Below are 16,479 nucleotides of genomic sequence, written 5' to 3'. Positions count from 1 at the left end.
CCGGCCGTCTCGCGCCGGGACCGGCCGCGGGTCGTCGGCCGTCGGCGCCCGGGCCGGCCGGGCCGGGTTCCGGCCGGGGCCGACCGCCGGCCGTCGGCCGAACGGCCATCGCGTCCGGGCCGGCCTGGCGGGAACCGGCCGGATGGTGTCGGGACCGGCCGCGGGTCGCCGGCCGTCGGCCGAACCGCCGTCGCACCCCAGCCGGCCTGGCCGGGTACCGGCCGGATCGCGCCGGGGCCGGTCGCCGGCCGGCACCATGGAGTCGGCCGGATCCGGACGCGGACCCTGCCCCGTGACGGCGCCGGAACGTCTCAGTCCACCAGGTCCCGGACCACCGCGTCCGCCAGCAGGCGCCCCCGCAGCGTCAGCACCGCCCGCCCCTCCTCGTACGGGCCCTGCTCCAGCAGCCCGTCCGACAGCGCCCGGCGCGACGCCGCGAGCCCCTCCTCCCGGAGCAGGGCCAGCGGCACCCCCTCCCGCAGCCGCAGCTCCAGCAGGACGCGCTCCACGCGGCGGTCCTCGTCCGCGAGGACCTCACGGCCGGCCCCCGGCGACCGTCCCGCCGCCAGCGCCGCCGCGTACGCGCCCGGGTGCTTCACGTTCCACCAGCGCACGCCGCCCACGTGCGAGTGCGCGCCGGGTCCCGCGCCCCACCAGTCGGCGCCCCGCCAGTACAGCTCGTTGTGGAGGCAGCGCCCCGCGTCCGAGGTGGCCCAGTTCGACACCTCGTACCAGTCGAAGCCCGCTGCCGACAGCCGCTCCTCCGCGATCAGGTACCGGTCGGCGTGCACGTCGTCGTCGGTCGTCGGGACCTCGCCGCGCCGGATGCGGCGGGCGAGCCGGGTGCCCTCCTCGACGATCAGGGCGTACGCGGAGACGTGGTCGGGCCCGGCACCGAGCGCGGCGTCGAGGGTCGCGCGCCAGTCGTCGTCGGACTCTCCGGGGGTGCCGTAGATCAGGTCCAGGTTGACGTGGTCGAAGCCGGCCGCGCGGGCCTCGGCGACGCACGCCTCCGGGCGGCCCGGGGTGTGGGTGCGGTCCAGCACCTTCAGGACGTGCTGTCGCGCGCTCTGCATGCCGAAGGAGATCCGGTTGAAACCGCCCGAACGGAGGGTGTCCAGGTACGCCGGGTCGACGGACTCGGGATTGGCCTCCGTCGTGACCTCCGCGTCCGCCGCGAGGCCGAACTCGTCGCGGATCGCCCGCAGCATCCGCACCAGGTCACCGGCGGCCAGCAGGGTGGGTGTGCCACCGCCGACGAAGACCGTGCGGACCTCGCGGGGGTCGTCGCCGAGCACCTTGCGGGCGAGGCGGACCTCGTCGACGAGCGTCTCGGCGTAGTTGTCCCGGGAGGCGAGGACGCCGCCGGTGCCGCGCAGCTCGGTGGCGGTGTAGGTGTTGAAGTCGCAGTAGCCGCAGCGGGTCGCGCAGTACGGCACGTGCAGGTAGAAACCGAGGGGGCGGTCGGCGGCGCCGGCGAGCGCGGACGCCGGGAGGGCGCCGTCGGCGGGGACGGGTTCGCCGTCGGGGAGTGCGGAGGGCATGCGGTCCATTGTCCCGCACCCGTCCCGTACCCCGGCCGTCACTTGGCCTGGAGCACCAGCAGCGCCAGATCGTCCTCCGGGGGCCGCGCCCCGAACTCGTGCACCAGCCGCCTGATGCGCTCCGCGACCAGGCCGGCGTCGAGCCCCGCGCACCCGGCGAGCACCGCCGCGAGCCCGTCCCCGTCGTCGAACTGGCGCGAGCCGCTGCGCCGCTCGGTGACGCCGTCCGTGACGCACAGCAGGGTGTCGCCGGACCGCAGGTCGAAGGTCTCGCTGATGTACGTCGCGTCCTCGACGACCCCGAGCAGGGTCTGCGGCTGGGCGACCGCGCGCACGGCGCCGTCGGGTCCGAGGAGCAGGGGCAGCGGGTGCCCGGCGGAGGCGAGGGTGCAGCGGACGCCGCCGTCGAAGGGGGCCAGTTCGCCGTAGAGGAGGGACAGGAAGCGGGTCTGCGGTCCGTCGCCCGGGGCAACCGGACGGCCGCCGACGGCGACCAGGGCGCGGGCGGCGGCGTCCGCGGCCTCGGTGGCGTCGTCGAGGAGGAGCTGGTTGAGGCGGTCGAGGACGTCGGGGACCCCGTACCCCTCGCGGGCCAGCAGCCGCAGCCAGGGCCGGGCGAGCCCGATGACGACGGCGGCTTCGGGGCCCTTGCCCTGCACGTCGCCGACGGCGAAGCACCAGCGGCCGTCACCGGCCGGGAAGAGGTCGTAGAAGTCGCCGCTGGGGCCGCCCTTGTCGCACGGTTCGTAGACGAGGGCGCTGCGCACGCCGGGGATCTCCGCGACGGCGCCGGGCAGCAGGCCGCGCTGCAGGACGGCACTGATGGTGGCCTGCCGGGCGTACTGGCGGGCGGCGCCGATGGCGAGCGCCACGCGGCGGCTGAGATCCTCGACGAGGCCGCTGATCTCGTCGGGGAAGCGGAGGGTGCCGGCCCGTCCGATCACGAGGGTGCCCAGCGGCCGGCCGCCCGCGACCAGGCGGTAGGCGAGCGCGGCGCCGTGCGTGCCGTCCGGGCCGAGCCCCTCGCCGGGCCAGGGGTGGGCGACCGGGCCGGAACGCCACGGGTCGCGCGGGCGGGGCGGGTCCTTCTCCAGGACCCGGCGCAGCTCCTCGATGTGGCTCTCGCTGCCGTGCCAGACGCGGGCCAGCCGCGCTCCCACGGCCGACCCGGGGCCGTCGCTCCAGGCTCCCCGGCCCAGGGACTCGTCCTCCAGCCACACGGCGCACCAGTCGGCGAGCCGCGGCACGATCAGCTGGCCGGCGAGGGAGGCGACCAGGTCCTCGTCGAGTTGCCCGGCCAGGAGGTCGGAGGCCTCGGCGAGGAAGGAGAGGGCGCCACGTCCCAGCCACTCCCGGTCGCGGATGTGGCGCCGGCCGGTCGCGGCCGTGCCGCTCCACCAGCGCGGGCGTGGCGAGGGGCCCGGCCGGTCGGGGCCTGCTCCGCGGACAGGGTACTTCGGCTCCTTCTCCGGGCCTGGCGGATGGGCCTGCGCACCGGGGGAACGGCCCTCCGGGTCCGGCGGGCCCGCCTTCGCACCTGGCGGGCCGCCCTGCGTACCCGGTGATCCGGCCTCCGGGGATGGCGGGCCGTCGTCCGGGGAGGCCGGGCTGCCCTCCGTCCCCGGCGATCCGGCCTCCGTGCCCGGCGATCCGGCCTCCGTGCCCGGCGATCCGCCCTCCGTGCCCGGCGGGCCGCTCCCCGGAAGCGGTGCACCGTCCTCCACGCCCGGCCGTCCGTCCCCCCGCCCCGACGGACCGTCGTCCGCGCGGGCCGGAACGCCCAGGCCGGCCCGGTGGCCCGGGGCGTCCCCGCCGGCCGAGCCGTGCAGGGCCGTCGGACCGTACGGGCTTGAGGCGCCCTCCTCCGGGGATTCCAGGGCCGGCGGTTCGCCGCACCACCCGGCCCGCCCACCGGCGTACGTCTCGATCTGCTCGGCGACATCGGTGCCGGCGGCCGGCAGCCGCGCCCACACCGTCTTGGTGCCCGGTCGGTACGTGATGCCCCAGGCCTCCGAGAGCGCGGCGACGAGCCGCAGGCCGCGCCCGTACTCGACGATCTCGTGCGGCGTCCCGTGGTCGCCGCTCCCCGGCGCGCGGGACGGGTGGTGGTCCGTGGCCTCGACGACGAGGGTGCCCGTCTCCTCGAGCCGGCAGACCACCTCGACGTCCGTACCGGCGTGCACGACGGCGTTGGTGACCAGCTCACTGACCGTCACCAGGGCGTCGGCGACGAGATGCCCGGTCAGCTGCTCCGTGCCGGGCAGGCCCAGCTCGGACCAGTCGGCCAACGCGTCCCGCACCATCTCGCGGGCCGCACCCGGCGCCAGGGAGCTGCCGAGCAGGGTCACGTACGCCAGCGCACACCCCTGGGCCGGCGCCTCGGCAGCGTGCGCCGGCGCCCCGTTGGCGCGGGAGACGGTCTCCCGTTGCGTCGGAATGGCCCCCGTGACTCCTCCACTGCCTGACGGAAGTGGCTTCTCGCTGGGCCGGTTAGGCTTCACGACGGACCAGCCCGGCCCGGAGGACGTTCAAAGCGCCCACGGTGTCCGCGTGAGCGCGGTGGCCGCAGGCAGTGCACTGAAACTTGTCCTGCGTGGGCCGGTTCTCCGCTGAGACGTGCCCGCACATAGGGCAAGTCCGGGAGGTGTTGCGGGGGTCCACCGCGATGACTTCCCGTCCGGCCCTTTCAGCCTTGGCGGTCAGGATCGCAAGGAACACCCCCCATCCGGCATCAGCGATCGATCGGTTCAGCCCGGTCTTGAACGCGGCCCCGTTGGGCAAGAAGGTGCCCGGCGCGGCCGGGTTCGGCTTCGTAACGGGGGCTTTGACCATGTCGCGGACCTTGAGGGCTTCATGCGCAATGAAGTCATGTCTCCGCACGAGGTCAAGAGCTGTCTTGTGTGCGTGGTCGAGGCGTTGGCGGCGGACCTTGCGGTGCAGCCGGGCGACTTCCTCCACGGCCTTGCGCCTGCGCTTGCTGCCACGTCTGCACCGGCTGAGCGCCTGTTGTGCTGCTTCGAGTTTCGCGGCAGCCTTACGACCGTGACGCGGATTGGGTACGAAGCGACCGTACGAGTCTGCGAGGAAGTTGGCGACGCCAAGGTCGATGCCGACCATGCTGCCGCTGGCGGGCAGCGGCTCGGGCATGGCCTGCTCGGCAGTGAGAATCACATACCAGCGCTTGCCCTCACGCTTGACTGAGACCGTCTTGACCCTGCCGGTTACCGGGCGGTGCTGATGAACCCTGACGTGCCCGACGCCCTGAAAGCGCACACGGGTGATCGGATCGTGCGGTGTGGGATCCCAGCGACACCCGTCCCCGTCCCTGGGGAAGTCCACGGTGTCAAAACGACCAATGCCCCGAAAGCGCGGGTAGCCAGCCTTCTCAGCGGTCCTGACACGGCGGAAGAACGCGACGAACGCTTTGTCAAGCCGTCTGAGCGTCGCTTGTTGCGAACTGAAAGACCATCGCCCTTGACACTTCGGGTCGAACGCTCGGATCTCTTTGAGCTGAGCCGACTGGTCCCCATACCGGACGATGGTCCTGGACGCGTGCCGGTAGGCATCCCGGCGTTCTTGCAGGGCCCCGTTGTACAGCAAGCAGTGATCACGCAGCATCTCGCCGAACGCGACTGCCTGCCGCACGGTAGGCCGCAAGAGGAACTTGTACGTCCTGATCATCCAGCCCACCCCCTCCCGGTTCAGCGTTCAACGAAACATTGGCAGTCTGCCTGAATCCGCACAGAACGTCCGTGGCCTACTTCGACACGGAGCCCATCCGACCCTCGCCGAGGAGCACGCCGAGCGGCGCCCGGTTCCTCCGGATTGCACCGGTGTCGCCACGCCGCCAACCTAACGGCACACTTGGCATCTCTTTTCAGATCCGGCCAGGCTCACCCGAACGAGTGACCAGACATGTGCCCGCACACCAGCCCTCCGCCCGCGAACCCTGGAACCGGCATCCGAGACACTCCCGCCCCACGGCTCGGCTTCCATACGACTTGCAGCCCTCGAACTGCATCCCTCGCCCCGTCGAAAAAGTGCCTCCCGGACACCCACCCTCAGAGATCGACATCATTGCCGTGACGACGCCAGGCCGCGCGTCGGCCGTTAACGCACCAAGCCGACAACCAACGCAAGCAGTTATCCGGCCATTTGGCGTGAAGCAGCCCACACGGCGTGGTTAGAGTGGAAAGTTGGTCAAGGCCTCGATGGTGGAGGGTGCATGGCGCAGGGCGGGCAGAGCATGCCGCTGGAGGTTCAGCACATCCGGAAAGCGCTGCTGAAGGAATGCAGAGAGCTCATCCGCATGGACGACATCGTCAAAAAGGATCCCAAAGAACCGGCGGCGAGGGCCTCGCCGAACTGCCGGGACTTGAGAAGTGAGGTGTTCGGGTCGGTGAAGACGTGCGACTCGGCAGCGGCACCGTAGGCGACCAGACGGACCAGATGGTCGTACAGAAAGTTGAAGTCCCGTGAGGTGCGGGCGAGTTCCGCAAGCCTGGGATCCGGCGTACGTGCCGTGCCACCTGCGCTCATCGGATGGATACTCGCTCTGGGTAGCCACGTTCCCCGAGAGCACCACCGGCTCGCAGGGGTTCCTGAGAATCTTCGATCCTATCGGCCGCCGCTCCCCCACAGCCACGACTTTCCCCACGCTCACCCGTCGGCGACGTTCAGGCGAGGTGTGTGTCGGCCGTCAGCCGACGGGGCGGGTCACGTCGACCCGCCCCGCAACACCGCCCGCGCGGTCAGGCCTCGCGTGAGCCCTCGTACATCTCTTCGATCAGGTGCTTGTACTCCCGTTCCACGACCGGCCGCTTCAGCTTCAGGCTCGGGGTGATCTCCCCGTGCTCGACGTCGAGGTCGCGGGGCAGCAGGCGGAACTTCTTGAGGGTCTGCCAGCGCTGGAGGCCCTCGTTCAGCTGCCTGACGTAGCCGTCGACCATCTCGACGGTCACGGGCGCCGCGACGATCTCCGCGTACGGCCTGCCCTCCAGGCCGTTCTCCTTGGCCCACTCGGTGATCGCGATCTCGTCGAGGGCGATGAGCGCGGTGCAGAAGTTCCGGTCGGCGCCGTGCACCAGGATGTTGGAGACGTAGGGGCAGACCGCCTTGAACCGCCCCTCGACCTCGGCGGGCGCGATGTACTTGCCGCCGGAGGTCTTGATCAGGTCCTTCTTGCGGTCGGTGATGCGCAGGTAGCCGTCGGGCGAGAGCTCGCCGATGTCGCCGGTGTGGAACCAGCCGTCGCTCTCCAGCACCTCGGCGGTCTTCTCGGGCAGCTGGTGGTAGCCCTCCATGATGCCGGGGCCGCGCAGCAGGATCTCGCCGTCGTCGGCGATGCGCACCTCGGTGCCGGGCAGCGGCTTGCCGACCGTGCCGGTGCGGTAGGCCTCGCCGGGGTTCACGAAGGACGCGGCGGAGGACTCGGTGAGACCGTACCCCTCCAGGATGTGGATGCCGGCGCCGGCGAAGAAGTAGCCGATCTCGGGGGCGAGGGCGGCCGAGCCGGAGACGCAGGCGCGCAGACGTCCGCCGAAGGCCTCGCGGATCTTGGCGTAGACGAGCTTGTCGGCGACGGCGTGCTTGGTGCGCAGGCCGGCGGGGGCGCTCGCGGTGCCGGTCCGCTTGAAGTTGTCCTGGGTGACCTTGGCGTACTCGCGGGCGACGCCGGCCGCCCACTGGAAGATCTTGTACTTGGCTCCGCCGCCCGCGCGGGCCTTGGCGGCGACACCGTTGTAGACCTTCTCGAAGATGCGGGGCACGGCCGCCATGTAGGTCGGCTGGACGACCGGCAGGTTCTCGATGATCTTGTCGACGCGGCCGTCGACTGCGGTGACGTGGCCGGCCTCGATCTGACCGGAGGTCAGCACCTTGCCGAAGACGTGCGCGAGCGGCAGCCACAGGTACTGCACGTCGTCCGCGGTCACCAGGCCGGTCGCGGTGATCGCCTTCGCCATGTACGACCAGTTGTCGTGCGGGAGGCGGACGCCCTTGGGCCGGCCGGTGGTGCCGGAGGTGTAGATGAGGGTCGCGAGCTGGTCCTTGGTGAGCGCGCCCACCCGCTTCCTGACCAGCTCCGGGTCCGCCTCCAGGCGGGCCGCGCCGAGCCGCTCCAGCTCGTCGAGGGTGAGCACCCACTCCTCGGTGGTGTCGGCGCCGGTCGCGTCGATCACCACGACGTGGGTCAGCGTGGGCAGCTCGCCGCGCTTCTCCCTCGCCTTGACGAGCTGGGCGGCGTCCTCCGCGATCAGCACCTTGCTCTCGGAGTCGGAGAGGATGTACGCCGACTCCTCGGCGTTGGTCTGCGGATAGACGGTGGTCGTCGCCGCGCCCGCGCACATGATGCCGAGGTCGGCGAGGATCCACTCCAGCCGGGTGGATGAGGCGAGGGCCACGCGCTGCTCGGGCTGCACGCCGAGTTCGATCAGGCCGGCCGCGATGGCGTGGACCCGCTCGGCGGCCTGCGCCCAGGTCAGCGACTTCCAGTCGTCCGGGCCCTCGCCCGAGGCCGACGGCACCGGATAGCGGTACGCCTCGGCGTTTGGCGTGGCCGCCACCCGCTCCAGGAAGAGTCCCGCCACGGAGGGCGGACGGTTCTCGATCAGTGTCTGTGTGTCGCTCACGACATCCTCCGTGGGCCCGCGACGGTGCGGCCGGGTCGTTGCGGCCGACTCGGGTGCGGATGGTTCAGGTGCGGCTGGTTCACTCTCGGGCGGTTGTGCTGACGTGTGCTGCTCGGGCGGGTGCTGCTCAGACGTGCACTGCTCAGCGTGTACTGCTCAGACGTTGTTTAACTCATGAGTAACTACCGAGCAGGCATCAGAGTAAAGGGCGACCGGCCCCTGCGTAAGTCTCCGCGCCCTGTCACTTCGTACGGAAGCCCACCCGTGACATGCGAAGGGGCCCGCCGCGCTCGCGCGCGACGGGCCCCTCCGCAGCCGGTTCACCGGGGTGTGCGGAGCGGGCCGCGGGGGTGGTCGCGGCTACTTCTTGCCCTTGCCCGACCCCGCGCCGTCGTCGCTGGACAGGACCGCGATGAAGGCCTCCTGCGGAACCTCCACGGAACCCACCATCTTCATCCGCTTCTTGCCTTCCTTCTGCTTCTCCAGCAGCTTCCGCTTGCGGGAGATGTCACCGCCGTAGCACTTGGCGAGGACGTCCTTGCGGATGGCGCGGATGGTCTCGCGGGCGATCACCCGGGAGCCGATGGCGGCCTGCACCGGCACCTCGAAGGCCTGGCGCGGGATCAGCTCCTTCAGCTTGGCGACGAGCCGGACGCCGTACGCGTACGCCTGGTCCTTGTGGGTGATCGCCGAGAAGGCGTCCACCTTGTCGCCGTGCAGCAGGATGTCGACCTTGACCAGGCTGGAGGTCTGCTCGCCGGTGGGCTCGTAGTCCAGCGAGGCGTAACCGCGCGTCTTCGACTTGAGCTGGTCGAAGAAGTCGAAGACGATCTCGGCGAGCGGGAGGGTGTAGCGGATCTCCACCCGGTCCTCGGACAGGTAGTCCATGCCGAGCAGGGTGCCGCGCCGGGTCTGGCACAGCTCCATGATCGAGCCGATGAACTCGGTCGGCGCCAGGATGGTGGCGCGCACGACCGGCTCGTACACCTCGTCGATCTTGCCCTCGGGGAACTCGCTCGGGTTGGTGACGGTGTGCTCGGTGCCGTCCTCCATGATCACGCGGTAGACCACGTTGGGCGCGGTGGCGATCAGGTCGAGCCCGAACTCGCGCTCCAGCCGCTCGCGGATCACGTCGAGGTGCAGCAGGCCCAGGAAGCCGACGCGGAAACCGAAGCCGAGGGCCGCGGAGGTCTCCGGCTCGTAGACCAGGGCGGCGTCGTTGAGCTGCAGCTTGTCCAGTGCCTCGCGCAGCTCGGGGTAGTCCGAGCCGTCCAGCGGGTACAGGCCGGAGAAGACCATGGGCCTGGGGTCCTTGTAGCCGCCGAGCGCCTCCTGGGCGCCCTTGTGCTGGCTGGTGACGGTGTCACCGACCTTGGACTGGCGGACGTCCTTCACACCGGTGATCAGGTATCCCACCTCGCCGACGCCGAGGCCGTCGGCGGCGAGCATCTCCGGCGAGTTGGTGCCGATCTCCAGCAGCTCGTGCGTGGCGCCGGTGGACATCATCCGGATCCGCTCGCGCTTGTTGAGCTGGCCGTCGATGACACGGACGTACGTCACGACACCGCGGTAGGAGTCGTAGACCGAGTCGAAGATCATCGCGCGGGCGGGGGCGTCCTTGACGCCGACCGGGGCGGGAACCTCGGCGACGACCTTGTCCAGCAGCGCGTCGACGCCGAGGCCGGTCTTGGCGGAGACCTTGAGGACGTCGTCGGGGTCGCAGCCGACCAGGTTGGCGAGTTCCTCGGCGAACTTCTCGGGCTGCGCGGCCGGCAGGTCGATCTTGTTCAGCACCGGGATGATCGTGAGGTCGTTCTCCATCGCCAGGTAGAGGTTGGCGAGGGTCTGCGCCTCGATGCCCTGGGCGGCGTCGACGAGGAGGATCGTGCCCTCGCACGCGGCCAGCGACCGCGAGACCTCGTAGGTGAAGTCGACGTGCCCCGGCGTGTCGATCATGTTGAGGATGTGCGTGCTGCTCTTGTCGTGGGTGGGGGCCCACGGCAATCGCACCGCCTGGGACTTGATCGTGATGCCGCGCTCGCGCTCGATGTCCATGCGGTCGAGGTACTGGGCGCGCATCTGCCGCTGCTCGACGACACCGGTCAGCTGGAGCATCCGGTCGGCGAGCGTGGACTTGCCGTGGTCGATGTGCGCGATGATGCAGAAGTTGCGGATCAGAGCCGGGTCGGTACGGCTCGGCTCGGGCACATGGCTAGGGATCGCGGGCACGCAGGGTCCTGATTCTTGAGGCGTCCGCAGTGTCTGCGGTCTCGGGTCGGATCTATACGTAGCTTCCATCGTCCCACGGGCGGGGAGCTGGGATGGGTTTGGGAGGGGATGAGGGCGGCTCCGGCCCGTGCCCGGGACGGGGCCGGGGGTGGTCCGGGGTGGGTCCCGGGGGTGCTCCGGGGGTGGGTTCCGGGGGTGGTCCCGGGGTGGGTCCAGGCCGGGTTTGGGCGGGCTGACCGGCCGCTGGTAGTGTGGGTGGCTGTGTCTCTTGCCCTCTCAGCGGGAGGCACTCCTTCAAGAAAATCACCGGTACGGGCCTTCGCGGCCTCGTACCTGAACCTGCAAAGGCTCATTCGTGGCGAACATCAAGTCCCAGATCAAGCGGAACAAGACCAACGAGAAGGCCCGGCTGCGCAACAAGGCCGTCAAGTCCTCTCTGAAGACCGCGATCCGCAAGGCCCGCGAGGCCGCTGCCGCGGGTGACGTCGAGAAGGCCGCCGAGTACCAGCGCGTTGCGTCGCGTCAGCTCGACAAGGCCGTCTCGAAGGGCGTCATCCACAAGAACCAGGCCGCCAACAAGAAGTCGGCGCTGGCGCAGAAGGTCGGCGCTCTCAAGGGCTGAACCCCTTATCTGGTCTGATCGCCGGAGGGACCCAGAGCGGGCCCTCTCTCATCCGCTCCCGTCCGGCACCCAGGGTCCATGCGCGGCCTGCGTTCGCCACGCGGGCATGGGCCCCCGAGCTTGATCCGAAGGCCCCGGTGGCCGTCCTTCCCCAGGACGGAGACCGGGGCCTTCGGTCCGTCCGGCCGACCGACCGGGCTTCCAGGCGCCGGGCTGCTCTTCGGCCGCCGCTCAGGGCCTCACCCCCCTGAGCAGCGCGGCCCGAGCCCGCCCCACGCCTACGCCCGCCCCCGGGACCGGGCGGTTCGCACCCGCCCCACGCCTACGCCCGCCCCCGGGACCGGGCGGCCTGGGCGATCGTCACGACGGCCTTCTCCAGGGCGTACCCGGGATCGTCTCCGGCGCCCTTCACCCCCGCGTCCGCCTCGGCCACCGCGCGCAGGGCCACGGAGACGCCGTCGGGTGTCCAGCCGCGCATCTGCTGCCGGACGCGGTCGATCTTCCACGGCGGCATCCCCAGCTCCCGGGCGAGGTCGGCGGGGCGTCCGCCTCGGGCGGAGGAGAGCTTGCCGATCGCTCGCACGCCCTGCGCCAGCGCACTGGTGATCAGCACCGGTGCCACCCCGGTCGCGAGGGACCAGCGCAGCGCCTCCAGCGCCTCCGCCGCCCGCCCCTCGACCGCCCGGTCGGCGACCGTGAAGCTGGAGGCCTCGGCGCGTCCGGTGTAGTACCGGCCGACGACCGCCTCGTCGATCGTCCCCTCGATGTCGGCGGTCAGCTGGGAGACCGCCGAGGCCAGCTCCCGCAGGTCACTGCCGATCGAGTCGACCAGCGCCTGGCACGCCTCGGGGGTGGCCGACCGCCCCGCGGTACGGAACTCCGCCCGCACGAAGGCCAGCCGGTCCGCGGGCTTCGTCATCTTGGCGCACGCCACCTCGCGCGCCCCGGCCTTGCGCGCGGCGTCCAGCAGGCCCTTGCCCTTGGCGCCGCCCGCGTGCAGCAGGACGAGGGTGATCTCCTCGGCGGGTGCGCCGAGGTAGGCCTTGACGTCCTTGACGGTGTCGGCGGACAGGTCCTGCGCGTTGCGTACGACCACGACCTTGCGCTCGGCGAAGAGCGAGGGGCTGGTGAGCTCGGCGAGTGTGCCGGGCTGCAGCTGGTCGGGGGTCAGGTCGCGTACGTCCGTGTCGGCGTCGGCGGCCCTCGCGGTGGCCACCACCTCCTGCACGGCACGGTCGAGCAGGAGGTCCTCCTGGCCCACGGCAAGGGTCACCGGGGCGAGAGGGTCGTCGTTCGCAGTCTTCCTGGCCATCGCGACAAGCATCGCACGCACCGCTGACAACGGGCCCCGGGCCGGGGCCCGCGGGAGGTCAGGGCTCCTCGCGCCAGCCTTCCCACTCCCCCGCGAACTCGTCCAGCTCGGCGGGGTCCAGCAGTCCCCGCTCGTCGCGCAGGACGACGAGCCACTGCGCGTCCTCGGCGTCGTCCTCGCCGGCCAGGGCGTCCCGCACCAGCCGGGGTTCCTCGTCGATCCCGAAGCGCTCCCCGAGCGCCTGGGCCGCCTCCTCCGCGGCATCGCGGTCGGGCAGCACCAGCACATGTCTCACATCACTCACGAGTGCCATTGTCGGACACCGCAGCGGCAGCCGGACCTCCCGGTCGGCCCTGCCGCCTGCACCGCCCCTGCCGTCCCGGTCAGCCCTTGGGCACGATCTGTACGTCGAGGTCGATCCGGATGCTGGGGCCGACCACGGCGATGCCGCGCGCCAGCATCGTCTGCCAGCTCACCGTGAAGTCGTCGCGGTGCAGCTCGGTCGTGGCGCGGCAGGCCGCCCGCGTCTCGCCCTCCATGCCTTCGCCGAGACCGAGGTACTCGGCGTCCAGCGTGACCGTGCGCGTCACACCGTGCAGGGACAGGGCCCCTGTGACGGCCCACCGGTTGCCGCCCCGGTGCGTGAACCGTTCGCTGTAGAACTCCAGGGTCGGAAACCGCTGCACGTCCAGGAAGTCACCCGACCGCAGGTGGTCGTCGCGCGTCTTCACGTTGGTGTCGATGGACGCCGCGTCGATCACCACGTGCATCGCCGAGTGCTCCATGTCCTCGGCGATCCGCACCGCGCCCGCGAAGGAGTTGAACCGGCCGTGGATGCGGGCCAGTCCGATGTGCCGCGCGGTGAAGGCGATCGACGAGTGCGCCGGCTCGATCTCCCAGTCGCCCGGCGCGGGCAGCTCCGGGGGCTGCGCCACCTGCAGGGTCACGTCGCCGAGCGAGACCAGCGAGTCCTCGGTGACGGTCGCGGACGCCCGGTACGGCGTGTAGCCCTCGGCGGACACGGCGAGCCGGTACTCCCCCGCGGGTACCGTCGCCACGAACGACCCGAACGGGTCCGTCCCACCGCCGACCACCTTGCGCCCCATGTCGTCGCTGACCGCGAACTCCGCGTTCGGCACGGGCTCGTTGACGGGGTCCAGGACCCGGCAGCTCAGGACACCCGCGTTCGGCGGGGTCCGCACCGCCGCCAGGGGGCCCGTCCGTTGCATCCGTTTCGTGCGGCTTCCCAGCCAACGGCCGATCATCTTCGACACCCTCTGCACGACGTGGAACTAGTTGACGAAGAAACATTCGATCACCATTGAGGCTTTCGAGGCAACACACGACCACATCACTGGAAACCGGCAGATGTGCCGGGAGTCCACTGGAGTAGCCCCGTGTGGCCCGATATCACCGCCCTGGACGGCACTTCTTCCACGCCTTCAGTTCCCGCTGCCGCCCACAGTCCGCCCATCACCCACAGTCCCTCCAACATCTCCAGTCCCTCCCTCACCCCCGCCCCCGCCCACCCCACGCCTCCGGTCCGTCCGCCTCCCCTCAGCCCCCGCCACCCGCAGTGCCCCGCCCGTGCCTGTGACCGCCAGGGCGCCATCCCGGTCGGTACTCAGGACCATCGCGCCCTGGGCGCGCAGCGCCTGCACCGTGCTGGGGGCCGGGTGGCCATAGGTGTTCTCCTCACCGCAGCTGATGAGGGCCAGGCGTGGAGCGGCCTTCCGCATGAGGCCGGGGTCCTGGTGAGCGGAGCCGTGGTGCGCCACCTTCAGCACGTCGACGCCGTGCAGTGCCGCTGCCGCCGGAGAGCGTGCCAGCTCCCGCTGTGCCGGGGGCTCCAGGTCGCCGAGCAGCAGCAGCCGCAGTCCCGCCGTCCGGACCAGGAGGGCGACGCTGGCGTCGTTGGGGCCGCCTTCCGTGCCCGTCGGCGGGCGCGTCCCCGCGACCGCGGTGGGCGGACTCGGCGGTGGCCACACGACCTGCCAGGACAGCGGGCCCGACCGTCGCTGCTCCCCGGCGGCTGCGTGCCGCAGCGGGATGCGCCGTGCGGCAGCCTGTCTGCGGACGGCCTCCGCCTGGTCGGCCGGCTCTCCGAGGGCGGTCGTCTCGATCGCACCCACCGAACGTCCCCTCAGCACGCCGGACAGCCCCGCCACGTGGTCGGCGTGGAAGTGGGTCAGCACCACGAGCGGGACGCGGGTGATCCCGAGCGAGCGCAGGCAGTGGTCGATCCGCGCCGGGTCGGGCCCGGCGTCCACCACGACGCCCGCGCCCTCGCCCGCCGCGAGCACCAGGGCGTCACCCTGTCCCACGTCGCACATCACCATCCGCCAGTCCGGCGGGGGCCACCCCGTGAACACCCGGGGCAGGGGCGGCGGCTGCACCACCGCCAGCACCAGCAGCACCGCGCACACACCGCACCACCAGGGGTGCCGCAGCAGGCGCCGGCCGACGAGCAGTACGCCCACGGTGAGGAGCGCGAGCAGCGCCGCCCCGGTCCAGTCGCCCGGCCAGTCCACCCCCGCGCCGGGGAGCGCGGCCCCGGTGCGGGCGATCCCGGCGATCCACTCGGCCGGCCAGCCACCGCACCAGGCGGCCCCCTCGGCCACGGGCATGGCCACCGGCGCCGTCGCCAGCGCCGCGAAACCCAGCACCGTGGCCGGCGCGACCGCGAACTCCGCGAGCAGATTGCAGGGCACCCCCACCAGGCTCACCCGCGCCGACAGCACGGCGACGACCGGCGCGCACAGGGCCTGCGCGGCGCTCGCGGCGGCCAGTGCCTCGGCGAGCCGGGGCGGGACCCCGCGCCGCTGCAACGCCCCGCTCCACCGCGGGGCCAGGGTGAGCAGCGCCCCCGTGGCCAGTACGGAGAGCAGGAAACCGTAACTGCGGGCCAGCCCGGGGTCGTACAGCACCAGGAGCAGCACGGCCGTCGCGAGCGCCGGGAGCAGTGACCTGCGACGTCCGGTGGCCACCGCGAACAGGGCCACGGAACCGCAGGCGGCGGCCCGCAGCACGCTCGGGTCGGGCCGGCACACGACGACGAAGGCCAGGGCGAGCCCCCCGCCGAGCAGCGCGGTCGTCCGCAGGGAGATGCCGAGCCGGGGCGCCAGTCCCCGGCGTTCGGCGCGCTGGGCCAGCCCGGGCGGCCCCAGCAGCAGGGCGAGCACGATCGTGAAGTTGGCTCCGGACACGGCCAGGGTGTGCGCGAGGTCGGTCTCCTTGAACGCCTCCTCCAGTTCCGGCGTGATGCGCGAGGTGTCTCCGACGACCAGCCCCGGCAGCAGGGCCCGCGCGTCCGCCGGCAGGCCGTCGGTGGCCTCCCGCAGGCCCGCCCGCAGCCGTCCCGCCAGCCGCTGCGGCCCCGACGGCTCCGCCACCACGTCCGGCGCCGCCCCGACGGCCCGTACCCGTAGTACGGCGGCGATCCGGTCCCCGCTCTCCCTCGGGGGAGCCGATTTCACGGTGACGCGGAGCCGCGTCGTCGGCAGCAGTCCCGACCAGCGTGCCGCGCCCGGCCCGAGCCGCGTGGGCCGCGCCCCGTCCGGGGACGGGCCTCCCGCGCCTTCCCCGACGTCGACGAGCATCAGCACCGGCGTGCGCGTCACCGTCACCCTTCCGTCCGTCTCCGTCACCCGTCTCACGTCCGCCTCGATCAGCACGGTGGGCGGCACGGCCCGGTTCCCCCGGACGCGGGGCCGGGTGAGGCGGGGGTCCGCGGTGACCTCCACCTCGGCGGTGACGGTGGCGTACTGCCGCGCCAGGGCCGGCACGGGCCCGCGGTGCAGGTCCGCGCCGTGCAACGTGGCCGAGGTCGCGGATGCGGCGACGCAGAGGAGGAGGGCGGCGAGCGACACACGGGGCCGTGTGCGCCTCGGTCGGCGTCCCCGCCCCTTCAGCAGCAGCGCGCCGGACAGGGCCAGAGCACCGGTCGCGATGCCCGCGGCCCACCCGGGCGCCACGTCCGGCATCAGGGCCGCCGTCGCCCAGGCGGCGAGCGCGGGCGGCACCAGACGCAGATCCGTGGGCCCCTCCTGCCGGGGGTGGGCTGCTCCGAGCCGATGCCCGGAAGCCGCGTGCACGGCTGCACGCCGTGGCACCGTCCGGTCGGTGGGCCCGCCCGGCCCGGCC

11 protein-coding genes are annotated in these 16,479 nt (G+C 72.2%); 1 reads left to right on the top strand and 10 read right to left on the bottom strand.

Annotated elements, in window-relative coordinates:
* Positions 1-311 precede the first annotated feature (311 nt).
* From hemW to lepA, 6 genes are all read right to left on the bottom strand, one after another.
* Complete coding sequence (hemW, locus tag ACVV2G_RS21535) at positions 312-1,544, bottom strand: radical SAM family heme chaperone HemW (RefSeq protein WP_453844372.1); 1,233 nt, start codon at positions 1,542-1,544, stop codon at positions 312-314.
* 38 nt (positions 1,545-1,582) lie between these two features.
* Positions 1,583-3,847: a SpoIIE family protein phosphatase gene (locus ACVV2G_RS21530; protein ID WP_453844453.1), complete on the bottom strand. Its 2,265-nt coding sequence runs from the start codon at positions 3,845-3,847 to the stop codon at positions 1,583-1,585.
* A gap of 187 nt (positions 3,848-4,034) precedes the next feature.
* Positions 4,035-5,225, bottom strand: coding sequence for an RNA-guided endonuclease InsQ/TnpB family protein (locus tag ACVV2G_RS21525; protein WP_453844371.1), 1,191 nt, complete (start codon positions 5,223-5,225; stop codon positions 4,035-4,037).
* Between the two features lie 579 nt (positions 5,226-5,804).
* Positions 5,805-6,083: a hypothetical protein gene (locus ACVV2G_RS21520; RefSeq protein WP_453844370.1), complete on the bottom strand. Its 279-nt coding sequence runs from the start codon at positions 6,081-6,083 to the stop codon at positions 5,805-5,807.
* A 212-nt stretch (positions 6,084-6,295) separates the two neighbouring features.
* Positions 6,296-8,173, bottom strand: a complete 1,878-nt coding sequence (locus ACVV2G_RS21515; protein ID WP_453844369.1) for an AMP-dependent synthetase/ligase — start codon at positions 8,171-8,173, stop codon at positions 6,296-6,298.
* A 360-nt stretch (positions 8,174-8,533) separates the two neighbouring features.
* Positions 8,534-10,402, bottom strand: coding sequence for a translation elongation factor 4 (gene lepA / locus ACVV2G_RS21510; RefSeq protein WP_453844368.1), 1,869 nt, complete (start codon positions 10,400-10,402; stop codon positions 8,534-8,536).
* A 355-nt stretch (positions 10,403-10,757) separates the two neighbouring features.
* Here lepA and rpsT point away from each other — a divergent pair, with 355 nt between their 5' ends.
* Positions 10,758-11,024, top strand: coding sequence for a 30S ribosomal protein S20 (rpsT, locus tag ACVV2G_RS21505; protein WP_239768107.1), 267 nt, complete (start codon positions 10,758-10,760; stop codon positions 11,022-11,024).
* 322 nt (positions 11,025-11,346) lie between these two features.
* Here rpsT and holA read toward each other — a convergent pair whose 3' ends face one another.
* The 4 genes from holA to ACVV2G_RS21485 form a co-directional block, all read right to left on the bottom strand.
* Positions 11,347-12,336, bottom strand: a complete 990-nt coding sequence (gene holA, locus ACVV2G_RS21500) for a DNA polymerase III subunit delta (RefSeq protein WP_453844367.1) — start codon at positions 12,334-12,336, stop codon at positions 11,347-11,349.
* A 58-nt stretch (positions 12,337-12,394) separates the two neighbouring features.
* Entirely contained in the window at positions 12,395-12,640 is a 246-nt protein-coding gene (locus ACVV2G_RS21495; RefSeq protein ID WP_453844366.1) for a hypothetical protein, read from the bottom strand.
* A gap of 79 nt (positions 12,641-12,719) precedes the next feature.
* Positions 12,720-13,601 (bottom strand): YceI family protein, encoded by an 882-nt coding sequence (locus ACVV2G_RS21490; protein WP_453844365.1) that lies wholly within the window; start codon positions 13,599-13,601, stop codon positions 12,720-12,722.
* Positions 13,602-13,778: 177 nt separating this feature from the next.
* Positions 13,779-16,430 (bottom strand): ComEC/Rec2 family competence protein, encoded by a 2,652-nt coding sequence (locus tag ACVV2G_RS21485; RefSeq protein ID WP_453844364.1) that lies wholly within the window; start codon positions 16,428-16,430, stop codon positions 13,779-13,781.
* Between the last annotated feature and the right edge of the window lie 49 nt (positions 16,431-16,479).

This window comes from Streptomyces sp. JK94 (assembly GCF_053613315.1).
This window is presented reverse-complemented; position numbering and strand designations above follow the sequence as displayed.

Excerpts from the sequence above, each read along its gene's own strand:
- hemW (WP_453844372.1), bottom strand. The coding sequence starts at position 1,544 with ATGCCCTCCGCACTCCCCGACGGCGAACCCGTCCCCGCCGACGGCGCC.
- ACVV2G_RS21530 (WP_453844453.1), bottom strand. The coding sequence starts at position 3,847 with ATGGTGCGGGACGCGTTGGCCGACTGGTCCGAGCTGGGCCTGCCCGGC.
- ACVV2G_RS21525 (WP_453844371.1), bottom strand. The coding sequence starts at position 5,225 with ATGATCAGGACGTACAAGTTCCTCTTGCGGCCTACCGTGCGGCAGGCA.
- ACVV2G_RS21520 (WP_453844370.1), bottom strand. The coding sequence starts at position 6,083 with ATGAGCGCAGGTGGCACGGCACGTACGCCGGATCCCAGGCTTGCGGAA.
- holA (WP_453844367.1), bottom strand. The coding sequence starts at position 12,336 with ATGGCCAGGAAGACTGCGAACGACGACCCTCTCGCCCCGGTGACCCTT.
- ACVV2G_RS21490 (WP_453844365.1), bottom strand. The coding sequence starts at position 13,601 with ATGATCGGCCGTTGGCTGGGAAGCCGCACGAAACGGATGCAACGGACG.